The organism is Delftia sp. RIT313, from assembly GCF_000632165.1.
GTDB lineage: Bacteria > Pseudomonadota > Gammaproteobacteria > Burkholderiales > Burkholderiaceae_C > Comamonas > Comamonas acidovorans.
The window spans coordinates 320,521-332,252 of record NZ_JFYT01000001.1 but is presented as its reverse complement, the minus strand read 5'-3'; the positions used below and the strand labels follow the sequence as shown (position 1 = coordinate 332,252).

At 69.1% G+C, this 11,732-nt stretch carries 11 protein-coding genes; all 11 read right to left on the bottom strand.

What is annotated here, in order from left to right; all coding sequences use genetic code 11:
- Positions 1-15 precede the first annotated feature (15 nt).
- Positions 16-345 carry a type II toxin-antitoxin system RelE/ParE family toxin gene (locus BW39_RS01410; protein WP_043819218.1) on the bottom strand — a complete coding sequence of 110 codons (330 nt, stop codon included), beginning with the start codon at positions 343-345 and terminating at the stop codon, positions 16-18.
- The gene (locus BW39_RS01405; RefSeq protein ID WP_043819217.1) at positions 342-575 is read right to left on the bottom strand and encodes a type II toxin-antitoxin system ParD family antitoxin; all 234 of its coding nucleotides are present in this window, start codon (positions 573-575) and stop codon (positions 342-344) included. Before BW39_RS01405 ends, BW39_RS01410 begins: the two co-directional genes overlap by 4 nt.
- Before the next feature lie 70 nt (positions 576-645).
- Positions 646-1,770 (bottom strand): lipocalin-like domain-containing protein, encoded by a 1,125-nt coding sequence (locus tag BW39_RS01400; protein WP_043819215.1) that lies wholly within the window; start codon positions 1,768-1,770, stop codon positions 646-648.
- Positions 1,771-1,773: 3 nt separating this feature from the next.
- Complete coding sequence (locus tag BW39_RS01395) at positions 1,774-2,841, bottom strand: PLP-dependent cysteine synthase family protein (protein WP_043819214.1); 1,068 nt, start codon at positions 2,839-2,841, stop codon at positions 1,774-1,776.
- A 26-nt stretch (positions 2,842-2,867) separates the two neighbouring features.
- A complete protein-coding gene (locus BW39_RS01390) occupies positions 2,868-3,977 on the bottom strand; it encodes a glycosyltransferase (RefSeq protein WP_052155253.1) in 1,110 nt (369 codons plus the stop codon).
- Between the two features lie 169 nt (positions 3,978-4,146).
- A complete protein-coding gene (locus BW39_RS32200) occupies positions 4,147-5,223 on the bottom strand; it encodes a collagen-like protein (RefSeq protein WP_200871494.1) in 1,077 nt (358 codons plus the stop codon).
- A gap of 9 nt (positions 5,224-5,232) precedes the next feature.
- Positions 5,233-5,931, bottom strand: coding sequence for an IPTL-CTERM sorting domain-containing protein (locus tag BW39_RS01375; protein WP_043819213.1), 699 nt, complete (start codon positions 5,929-5,931; stop codon positions 5,233-5,235).
- A gap of 197 nt (positions 5,932-6,128) precedes the next feature.
- Positions 6,129-8,696 (bottom strand): FtsX-like permease family protein, encoded by a 2,568-nt coding sequence (locus BW39_RS01370; RefSeq protein ID WP_043819212.1) that lies wholly within the window; start codon positions 8,694-8,696, stop codon positions 6,129-6,131.
- 19 nt (positions 8,697-8,715) lie between these two features.
- Positions 8,716-9,432, bottom strand: coding sequence for an ABC transporter ATP-binding protein (locus BW39_RS01365; protein WP_043819211.1), 717 nt, complete (start codon positions 9,430-9,432; stop codon positions 8,716-8,718).
- Positions 9,433-9,448: 16 nt separating this feature from the next.
- Entirely contained in the window at positions 9,449-10,438 is a 990-nt protein-coding gene (gene miaA / locus BW39_RS01360; RefSeq protein ID WP_043819210.1) for a tRNA (adenosine(37)-N6)-dimethylallyltransferase MiaA, read from the bottom strand.
- A gap of 29 nt (positions 10,439-10,467) precedes the next feature.
- Entirely contained in the window at positions 10,468-11,664 is a 1,197-nt protein-coding gene (locus BW39_RS01355; RefSeq protein WP_043819297.1) for a multidrug effflux MFS transporter, read from the bottom strand.
- Positions 11,665-11,732: the final 68 nt, after the last annotated feature.

Genomic DNA, 11,732 nt, shown 5'->3' with positions numbered 1-11,732 from the left:
CCTGGCGGCCTGCCCTTATCCGTTGTCGGGTTCCTGCATCCATGCCGGCAGGTCCCGCTGGCCGTGCAGCACACGCCATACATCGACGTGATGGGCGTGCTCCACATAGAACACCATGTACGGGTAGCGCGTCAGCGGCCAGGCGCGCAGACCGGGCAGATGGAGTTCATGGGCATAGCGCAGCGAGCCTGTGGAGGGGTGGCGGCCTATGTGTGCGTAGGCCTTCTCCAGCGCGTCGATGAAGCCCAGGGCTGCATGTGCTGCCTCCTCGCCCAGGTACCAGGCAAGTATCTCTTCGACGTCCCGGTTGGCCTGCTCGCGGGGGACGATGGCCTTGGCCTTCACCTCCTGGCCTTCGCCCGCTCACGCAGTCCATCGAAATAGCCCGCATCCACCGCGGCAGCCGGCGCCGAACCCGCTCCAGCCAACAGCAGGTTGCGCAGTTGCAAGCGCTCCTGATCCCTGCGGATCAGCTCGCGGACATACTCGCTGCTTGTGCCGTAGCCGCGCTGGCTGACCTGCTCATCCACAAAGGACTTGAGGGCGTCAGGCAGGGAAATGTTCATGGTGCTCATGGCGACAGTGTGGGTTTCTTGGCAAAAATTGGCAAGATTCCCATTCAGCCACTGGAGCTTGAAGAGGTTTTCATAGCTGCAGCGGCCGGGCGTAGCCCGTCATCTCCAGGTATCCCTGACCGGCTCGCGCCTCCTGGCCCGGGCCGGTGGGCTTTTGGAGGCTGCACAGGCCCTCCCAGTAGATGGCGCCGGTGGAGGCGCTGCTGTCCAGCTCCTGGTCATCGACCAGGGCGTTCACGGTGAAGCGGCCAGCGGGCGTGTCCACCTGCCATTGCACGGGGTAGCGCGCGCCGCTGGCGGGGCTGCTCCAGTGGCGCAGCGGTGTGAACCGAACGGCATCGTGGGCGAAGACCTGTACCTTGCCATCGGCGCCGCGCAGCGAGCCACCTGCCCACAGCGCGCCGCCATCGCTGCGGCGCACTCTGAAGGCCGTGAGCGCACTGCCGTCGAACAGGTTCATGCCTATCCAGTCCCAGCCCACGGCCTCGGGGTGCATCAGGGCCTGGCTCCATTCATGGTCCAGCCAGGCGCGGTTGTCACCGGGTTCGCGTGCGGCTTCGATCTCCATGCGCTGGCCTGCCAGCTCCAGCGTGCCGCTCACCTGCAGTTGCGGGCGGCTGTAGTAGTAGCTGGCCTGCTCGGGCTCCGGCCCCTTGCGCGAGAGGCCGGCGCGGCCTTGCAGCAGCGGGTGCTCGCGGGTCTCGAAGCGCAGGTCCAGTGCGAATGCGGTGCTGCGTATGCGGGTGGTGTAGCGTTCGGCCTCGCCGTTACCGGTGTCTTCATCGGTGCGCTGCAGCGACCAGTCCTGCAGCCGCACGTCGGCATCGGTCTCGCTGGCCTGGGCAATGCCAAAGCCTGCGCGTGCGATGCGCTGGTCGTGGTGCAGGCGGGCGCCCTGCACATCGCACAGCGCCGCATGGGCAAACAGCAGCTGGCGCGCCGCAAAGGCGGAGCGCAGCTCCTGCGTGGCCTGCACGCGTGACCGGAAGAAGGTGATCTGGAAACCCCAGGGCCGGCCCGCCGCGCGTGCCTGGCCGGTGATGTACCACCACTCGGTGCGCAGCCCGGGGTGGCTGCCGTGGTCGCGCGGGAAGACCAGCGTGCGTGGCGGCAGTGCCTGGGCGGGCAGTCCTGCCGCCCCCAGGCCCAGGCCTGCAGCCAGGCCCAGCAGATGGCGGCGGGGCAGGGGCATCATGGATCAGCTTTGCAACTGCGCGATGCGCGCCTGGGCCGGCCCGCAGTCGCCGATGCGCTGCATCACCCAGTCCGCATCATGGTAGGTGGGCAGGTAGCGCTCGCCCGCATCGCACAGCAGCGAGAGGATGGAGCCCTGCTCGCCGCGCTGGCGCATCTCGCTGGCCAGCCTGAGCATGGCCACGTAGTTGGTGCCCGTGGACGGCCCCACGCGCCGGCCCAGCAGTGCGGACAGGCTGCGCATGGCGGCCAGGGAATCGCAGTCCGCCACCTCCTCCATGCGGTCCACCAGGGTGCGCACAAAGCTGGGCTCCACGCGCGGGCGGCCTATGCCTTCGATGCGCGAGCCCGGTGCGGTGAGGGTGGCATCGCCCGTGCGGTGGTAGGCGGCGAACACCGAGCCCTCGGGGTCGGCCACGCAGATGCCTGTGGCATGGCGCTGGAAACGCACGTAGCGGCCAATGGTGGCGCTGGTGCCGCCCGTGCCCGCGCCCACCACGATCCAGCGCGGCACGGCATGGCGCTCGCGCCGCATCTGGGTGAACATGCTCTCCGCAATATTGTTGTTGCCACGCCAGTCGGTGGCGCGCTCGGCATAGGTGAACTGGTCCATGTAGTGGCCGCCGGTCTGCGCGGCCACGGCGCGTGCCTCGTCGTAGACCTGGCCTGCGCTGTCCACGAGATGGCAGCGGCCGCCGTAGAACTCGATCAGCGCAATCTTCTCGGCCGAGGTGCTGCGCGGCATCACGGCCACGAAGGGCAGGCCCAGCAGGCGCGCGAAATACGCCTCGCTCACGGCGGTCGATCCGCTCGATGCCTCGACGATGGTCGAGCCCTCATGCACCCAGCCATTGCACAGCGCATAGAGAAACAGCGAGCGCGCCAGCCGGTGCTTGAGGCTGCCCGTGGGGTGGGTGGATTCGTCCTTGAGGTAGAGATCGATCCCCAGGCCGGCAAAGCCGGGCAGGGGCAGCGGGATCAGGTGCGTGTCGGCACTGCGCTGGTAATCGGCCTCGATGCGGTTGATGGCCTCATGCAGCCAGGAAGAGGTGGTGTGCGGCATGGCGGCCATTGTCGCAGGCTGCCCTGCCCACGCGGCTACAGGCCGTAGAACGGGCGGTTGGCCTCGATGCGTGTCTGCTCGCTGGCGGGGTAGCGGCGTTCGGCCAGCAACTGCTGCAGCGCGGCACGGCCCAGGTCGCGCAGCGGTGTGTAGAAGGCGCTGACGGCCAGCTCGTCCAGCGCGCGCCAGGCATAGACCTGGGCGTCGATGAACAGGATGTCCTCGGCCGGGCGCGGCAGCGCGGCGGCCTGGCGCGCATAGAGGCAGGCCAGGGCGAACTCGGACCGCTCGCGGTGGTAGCGCGCCAGCTCGCACAGGGGCTCGGCCCGCTGCGGTCGCGCGGCATAGGCGGTGAGATAGGCCTCGCGCACGGCGGCCGGCTCGGCGCCCGAGCGCTCCAGCAGCACGCCGATCTGCAACAGCGCAAACCACTGCTCCTCGGCCCAGCCGCCCATGGCGGCGCGCTGCCGGTACCAATGCAGGCTGGACTCGATCTGGCCCGCGTCGCGGTGGCTTTGCGCCAGATAGAACACGTTGCGCGTGTTGTCGGGCTGCTCGCGCACGGCCTTCTCGAGCACGGCAATGTCGCGCAGGTAGGTCTGCGGATCACGCGCCCGCGCACCATCGTGCGAGACATCGATGAACGGCCCGGCCAGCATCTGCCAGGGCTGGTGCGCAGGCGCGGTCAGGTACTCGTGCAGCACGCCTTCCCAGCGCCAGTCCACGCGCGTGGCGATCAGCGCATTGCGCTGGTATTCGGTGCCCGCCATGTGGCAGGACAGCATGCAGCCGTCCGCCTCCAGCGCCGGCCATGCAAAGCCTTCGGGAACGCGCAGCTGCTCGTCGGCATCGATGAACAGCAGGTAGTCGCCGTGCGGCCGCGCCAGCTCCAGCGCCTCGTTGCGGTTGTGGGCGAAGTCTACCCAGGGCCGCTCATGCAGGATGCCGGGCACGCCGGCCATGCAATCACGCACAAGGGCCTGCGTGCCATCGCTGGAGCCCGTGTCCACGATCACCCAATGGTCTACCCACGGCTTGACCGAGGCCAGGCAACGCGCGATCACCGGGGCCTCGTTCTTGACGATCATGTTCAGGCAGATGCGGGCAGCAGAGCCTGGGCGTTTGCGCGGCGTGGAAACAGGCATGGTGTGGCTTTGCGCGAGCCTATTGGCACGTCACGGCAGTGCCCACGTCGGCGGCCTGCGCTGCTGTGCTGAACATGCCTGCACTGGGGCACAGGGTCCGGATGCGACGGGAGTGGATGCAGCAGGTGCGACGATCCAGGGTTCCTGTGATGCTTGGATGCATACCGATTCAGGGCGCCGAAAACTGCAGCGGCGCAGTGATGCTTGCCGGCAGACCCGCGTTGCTGAGAAGCGTCTCGACGAGAGGGAATACTGCCTGGTTGGAAGTACTTACTGTGCAGTCGCCCGAAAGAATGTCCTCGGTGGATGTCACGTCAATGCCCAGGCTGGTCTGGCTTTGCGACAGCACCACGCCGTTGGCATTGGCACCGCTCAAGCTATAGGTCTTGTTGTTGACCTTGGCATAGACCAGCGTCTTGGCAAAGCGAGGGATGCCCTCCACCGACCCTCCTGACGCCATGTAGGGCGTGCCCGTGCAGTCGGGCGTGAGAAAGAACAGGTTGTTGTCGTTCTGGATACGGCCGTCGAAGCGCATTCTTAAGAAATGACGGGTCGAGGTAAGCACGCCGACGGTGCTGTAGTTGGCCGTGTTCATGTCGATCAACGTTCCCAATATGGCGCCGCTGTTGTCCCTGAGGGTGACGCCCCCCCCGCCTGCGGGGCCGGTGGGTCCAGTGGGCCCTGCATCGCCCGTGGCACCCTGTATGCCCTGGATGCCTTGTGGGCCCATGGGCCCGATCTCCCCGGTCCCCGTGGCGCCGGTCGGTCCCATCGTGCCCTGAATGCCCTGCGGACCCGTGGGGCCGGCCGCTCCCGTGATGCCCGCGCCCGTGGGTCCTGTTGCTCCGGTGACACCGGTGGCACCTGTGGGTCCGGTCGGGCCGGCTGCGCCCGTGGCGCCTGCAGGGCCGATGGCACCTGTCGAACCTGTGGCCCCCGTGGCGCCTGTCGCTCCCGTGGCACCTCCACCCACGCCCGCCGCGCAATGCGTGAGCTGGCCAGAGACGCCATCAAAACACAGCAGCTGGTTGCCGGTGGCCGTATCGGCCGGCAGGGCCGGAACCAGTACCTCGCCGGTACGCTGCACCCGCAGCCGCTCGGCGCCCACGGAGTTCTTGATCACGAAATCGCCATTGGCTGGCAGGGTGATGGAGACATCGGCCGCGAGTGCTGCGGAGGTGTGCAGGCCTGCGCCCGCAAACATCGCAAGCAGCAGGGCCGGGACAGGGAGACGGTTCTGGTGCATGTCCGCTCCTCAGATGCGTGTGTTGCGGCGCTGGCGATTCAGGGCCATGCCGCCGAGCAGCAGGCTCATCAGCATCAGCCCGTAGGTGCTGAGCGTGGGAATGCTGGCTGGAGCCGTCACCACAGGCGCTCCGATCTGCACGTTGCCTGGCACCACGCTGCCGCTGCTGTTGACCAGGGTCGCCGATGGCCCCATGGTCACCACGGCGGTGCCAGGGCCGGAAGAAGTCAGTACCACCGGCCTGCCAGGAGAGCCCAGGGTAAGGGTGCCCAGCACCGTGAGGTTGGTGCCTGCCGGCAGAACGATGGTGGGAGGCGTTGCGCTGGTGCTGATCAGCGTGAGGTCCTTCACGATGATGTTGCCGCTCAGTTGCAGGGTGGAGCCGGCTGCGCACGAGTCGGACAGCACCACGCTGCTGGTGCCCAGGTTCAACGGCACGGTGCTGGTGAGATCGCCGCTGACGTTGAGCTGGCCCCCGGCGCCGGTGACCGTCGCGCCGGTGTCGAAGCTGAAGGACCCCGTGTCGAACGTCCCTGTGCCCAGTGTCAACTCGCCCTGCATGAGGACCGCCGTGCATGGCAGCTGGAACGAGCCGCCGGCCAGATCGATGCTGCCTCCCGCCGGAACGACCATCTGTCCCCACGCCGAGCCGCACAGCGCCGTGCCCAGGGCCAGCGACGCAGCCCAACGTTTTCCGAAACCTGCCATGATTCCGATCTCCCGCGTACAGACGGCAATGCGCCTGTCTGATTTTTGTAGAGGCAGGCACCCCCGTGGATAGGACGCAGCACTGCCGAAGTCGGGCAAATGATCAGATAGAAAATGATTCTCTTGTAAGAAAAATTAACAATTGATTATGCGTTTTCATTTTTAGCAAGCTATCGGTTTGCGCGGAGGGATGGGGTTTACCAATCCTCCTTGACCGCCAGCACTGCCTCGCGCCCTGCAGCCGCACGCCCGGCCAGCCAGGCCGTCAGCGTGCCTGCTGCGATCACGCTGGCAGCCAGCGCCAAAAGGCGGGACCACGGCAGGGACAGCTCCATGGTCCAGTGAAAGCTTTGCGGATTCACCACGTGCACCAGGATTACGGCCACGCCCAGGCCCAGCAGGCTGCCGGCGATGGCGCCCGCCGTGGTCCAGGCCATGCCCTCGCCAGCCACCACGGCCAGGATGTCGCGCCGCGTCAGCCCCAGGTGGGCGAGCAGGCCGAATTCCTTGCGCCGTGCCAGCACCTGGGCGCTGAAGCTGGCCGCGATGCCGAACAGGCCGATGCCGATGGCCACGGCCTGTAGCCAGTAGGTCACGGCAAAGCTGCGGTCGAAGATGCGCATGGAGCGCTCGCGCAGCGCGCCGCTGCTGGCGAACTCCAGTGCCTGCGCGGCGCCCGGCCCGGTCAGCAGGGACTGGATGCGCGCCTGAAGCTGCTGCGCCGTGGCTGTGTCGTCGCCGTCCGGCCAGATGGCGATTTCAGTGGGGCCTGCCGTGGTGGCGCTGCCGTCGGCAAGCCGTTGGTAGTCGTCCCAGTCCATGGCGATGGCGCCGAACTGGCGCACATAGTCGCGCCAGATGCCGGCCACAAACACGCGGGAATCTTCCGACGGCAGGGCCTGGGCCAGCAGCGGCCACTCCTGGCCCGGCCGCACGCCATAGAGTTGGGCCACGGCTTCACTGACATAGACGGGCGTGCTGCCAGCGGGCGCTTGCACCGGGCCTTGTATCCACGGCAATTGCTGGCCCTGGGGGCCATGCAGCGGACGCAGCAGCAGGCTGACGGCGGGGCGATCCGGGCTGAGCCACAGGCTGGTGCTGCGCATGGGCTGGGCGCGCTGCACGCCAGGCAGGGCGGCAATGCGCGCGGCCAGATCGGCAGGCAGGGGCGCGGCATCGGCACGGCCTGCGCTGCCGGCCGTGCGCAGGTACAGCGGGGCGGGCAGCACGGCGTCCAGCCAGGCGATCATGCTGTCCCTGAAGCTGGCCACCATCACGGTCAGCGCCACGGCCAGGCTCAGGCTGGCCACCACGCCGCCCACGGCCACCGTGGTGCTGCGGCGCATGCGCCGCGCACGCTCCACGGGCAGCAGGGCCAGCGGCTGGCGCAGCAGCGATTGCGGCACCAGGCGCAACAGCTGGCCCAGCAACCAGGGCAGGGCGGCCATGCCGCCCAGCAGCAGCAGGGCCACGGCGGCATAGGCTGCGAGGGGGATGCCGGCCACGGGCGGCACAAAGGCCAGGGTCACGCTGGCTGCCATCAGCAGCAGGGCCGGCAGGCCGCGCGCCGCGCGTTCGGAGCCCGCACCCTGGCCCTTGAGCGTGGCGGCGGGCGGCAACTCCATCGCCTGCCGCGCCGGCCACCAGCCGCCAGCCACGGTGGCGGCCACGCCGAGCAGTCCAAAGGTCAGCGCGGCGCCGGCGCTCCACTGCAGCGCGGGCTGCACGCCGGCAAAGTAGCCGCCGCCCAGGTCACCGCCCAGCAGGTGCAGGGCCAGCCAGGCCAGGCCCGCGCCCAGTGCAATGCCGGCCGCGCTGCCCACAATACCCAGCAGCAGCGATTCCAGCAGCACCAGGCCCAGGCGCTGGCGAGGCGTCAGTCCCAGCACGGCCAGCAGGGCGAACTGCGGCGCGCGCTGGGCCACGCTGAGCGCCAGCACCGAGAACACCAGGAACGCCCCCGTGAACAGCGCCACCAGGGCCAGCACCGTGAGGTTGACGCGGTAGGCGCGCGACATCTCGGCAATTCGCTGCTGGTCGTCGCCGGGGCGGCTGGCCAGGGCCTGGGCGGGCCAGTCGGGCAGGCGGCGCAGCTCGGCCAGCAGGGACTCGCGCGTGGCGCCTTCGGCCAGCAGCACATCGATGCGGTCCACCTGGCCCCAGCGCTGCAGGCTGTCCTGCAGCGCGCCGATGTCCATCACGGCCAGCGGCGGGCCGGATGCGGCCACCGTGCCCGCGATGCGCAGGGTCTGCGCGCGCCCGCCCAGTTGCCATGGCAGGGGCGTGTGCCGCGCCTGCTCCGGCGTCAGGCCCAGGGCTTCGAGTGCCGTTGCATTGAGGAAGACCGCATCGGGCGCGAACAGGTCCAGCCGCCCGCCGCCATCGAACAGCCGGGGCATGAGCGCAGGCGCCACGGGCGCCAGCCGCAGCGCATCGCCGCCCAGCACGCGCAACTGCACCGGCGTGGCGGTGCCGGCCAGGGCCGTGGCTTCGATCCAGGGTGCGGCCAGGCTGACCTGGGGCTGCTGCGCAACACGGCCATACAGCGTTTCGGGCAGGCCGCCCTGCATGGCACGCAGCTCCAGGTCCGGCTGGCCGCTGACCGTGCGCACGGCGCGCGAGAACTCATCGAGCGCGGACTGGTTGATCACATGCACGGCAAAGCCCAGGGCCACGCCCAGCATGATGGCCACCAGGGCGGTGGCCGTGCGCCAGGGATGCTGGCGCAGCTCCTGCCAGGAAAAGGTGCGAAGCAGGGCGAGCATGGGCGGGCGATCTTTGGCGCTAGGCGGGCTGCATGCCCTGTGCGGTCAGGCGCAGCACGCGGTCGGCACGGCGCGCGGCTTCCAGGGAATGCGTGACCAGCACCAGGGCGGCCTGGTGTTCCCGGGTCTGCTGCAGCAGCAGTTCCATGACCTGTGCGGCCGTGCCGGGGTCCAGGTTGCCCGTGGGCTCGTCGGCCAGCAGCAGGGCCGGTCCGTGGACAAGGGCGCGTGCAATGGCCACGCGCTGCAGCTGGCCGCCGCTGAGCTGCCAGGGCAGGCGCTGCTCCAGCCCCTGCAGCCCGACGGCCTGCAGCAGTTGCTGCACGCGCTGGCGGCCCGCCGCATCCAGCCGCTGCAGCAGCATCAGCGGCAGGGCCACGTTGTGCCAGACATCCAGATGGGGCAGTACATGGAAGGCCTGGAACACGAAGCCGACATGGCTGCGCCGCCACAGCGCGCGGCCGGTTTCATCCAGGGCCGACAGGTCCTGGCCTTCGTGCAGCACGCGGCCCTGCTGCCACTCATCGAGCCCGGCCAGGCAGTTGAGAAAGGTGGACTTGCCCACGCCCGAGTCACCCACGATGGCCACGAACTCGCCGCGCGCCACGCTGCAGTCCACGTTCTCGAAGACGGCGGTTTCCGTGCCGCCGTCGTTGCGGTAGCGCCGCGCCAGGCCCTGGACCTGAAGCAGCGGCGGCTGAGTCAGCGGCGTGTTGTCCCGGGGCGCGGCAGTCATGAAGGCGGTTTCCTGTTCAGCCGTTGCGGGCCTGGTTTGCTGCGGCCACCACGGCCATCGCTGCCTGCAGCAGTTGCTGCTGGGCATCGGGCGCATCGCAGGCAATGGCATGGCGGGCGGGCATGCTGCGCAGCCAGGTGATCTGGCGCTTGGCCAGCTGGCGCGTGGCGGCAATGCCGCGTTCGCGCAGCGAGTTCATGGAGTACAGGCCGTCCAGCGATTCCCAGGCCTGGCGGTAGCCCACGCAGCGGATGGAGGGCAGGTCCAGGTGCAGGTCGCCGCGCGCGCGCAACTGTTGCACTTCGTCGATGAAACCGGCGTCCAGCATGGCGTCGAAGCGCTGGGCGATGCGCGCATGCAGCCAGGCGCGGTCCTGCGGCTCCAGCGAGAAGAAGCCGCCGGGGCTGATCAGGCCCTGTTCGGCATTCTTGCCACTGCGCGTATGAAAGCTGGACAGCGGTTTGCCCGACACATGCCAGACCTCCAGCGCGCGCTGTATGCGCTGGCTGTCGGCCGGCGCCAGGCGTGCTGCCGTGGCGGGATCGACCTGGGCCAGCAGCGCATGCATGGCGGGCCAGCCGATCTGCGCGGCCTGTGCATCCAGCCGCTCGCGCACGGCGGGGTCGGCGGCCGGCATGTCGTCAATGCCATCCTGCAGGGCCTTGAAATACAGCATGGTGCCGCCCACCAGCAGTGGCAGGGCGCCGCGCGCGCGGATCTCGGCCACCAGGCGCTGCGTGTCCTGCACGAATTCGGCCGCGCTGTAGGCCTGCAGCGGGTCGCGGATATCGATCAGGTGATGGGGGCAGGCAGCCAGTTCTTCGGGCGTGGGCTTGGCCGTGCCGATGTCCATGCCGCGATAGACCAGGGCCGAGTCCACGCTGATGATTTCTGCGGCCTGGCTGCGTTCGGCCAGCAGCCTGGCCAGGGCCAGGGCGGCAGCGGTCTTGCCGGAAGCGGTGGGGCCGGCGATGGCCAGGCAGGGGAGCGGGGAAGCGGTGGACATTCGAGAAACGGGAACGCAGGAAAGTGGAATCAGCGGTGGCCATCGGCCCGGCCATGGCGGCGCACCAGCCCCCAGGCGACCAGGGCCGTGCACACGCCCCAGAACCAGATGCCGAAGGCCATGGGCCGGGTGGACTGGCCGTCCAGGTGCAGGCCCAGCCAGTGTCCCATGGCAAAGGCGATGAGCATCATGGTGAAGCCGTTCAGCGCCGATGCCGTGCCCGCCGACTGCGGAAAGGGCGCAATGGCATTGCTCTGGCCGCAGGGCATGTGCACGCCATGGGCGATCTGGAAGATATAGAAGGGCAGGGCATAGGCCCAGAGGCTGCGCGCATCGGCCAGCGCCGCAATGCCGATGGCCGTGGCCGACAGCAGGCTTGCCAGCCCGGCAATCTGCACGGCGCGCCGCACATCCATGCGCTGCAGCAGCCAACGGCACAGGAAGGTGCCCGCGATGTAGCACAGCGCATTGCTGCCCATCAGCAGGCCGTATCCCGTGCGGCTCACGCCCAGCACATGGATATAGGTGAAGGAAGATGCGGCCAGGTTGGTGAACAGGGCCGCATAGGTGCAGCAGGTCAGCAACTGGTAGGACTGGAATCCCGGGTGGCGCACGATGGTGATCCAGTTGCGCGCCAGGGCCAGCGGCTGCAGCGCCGTGGGATTGGTGCGGGCCAGTGTCTCCGTGAAGCGCAGGGCCACCAGCAGCAGGGCCAGCGCGCCCATCACGGCCTGGGCCAGCATGGTCGAGCGCCAGCCCAGCGAATCCACCAGCAGGCTGCCGCTGACGGGGCTCAGGAAGGCGATCACGCCCAGCCCGGTCAGCGCCTTGGACATGACCTGGGCGCCCAGGTGCGGAGCGAACAGGTCGCGCACCATGGCGCGTGCACACATCACGCCGGCGCCCAGCGATGCCCCCTGCAGCGCGCGCCAGGCGATCAGCGACTCCATGGTCTCGGCGCTGGCGCTGCCCAGCGCGGCCAGCACGTAGATGGACATGCCCGCCAGCAGGATGGGCCGGCGCCCGAAGCGGTCGGACAGCGGCCCCCAGGCCAGTTGCGAGCAGCCGAAGGCCAGCAGGAACGCCGTCAGCGTGAGCTGCACCTGGGACACCTGGGTGGAGAAGGCCGCCTGTATCGACGGCAGGGCCGGCAGGTACAGGTCGGTGGCCAGCGGCTGCAGTCCCAGCAGCAGGCCGAGCAGGACGACGACCAGGACGGGGGACATGGCCGGCTGCGCTTGCGCGGCGGCGGGAGACAGGGGCGCTGACATAGGCGACCGAGGGTAGCAGAGAA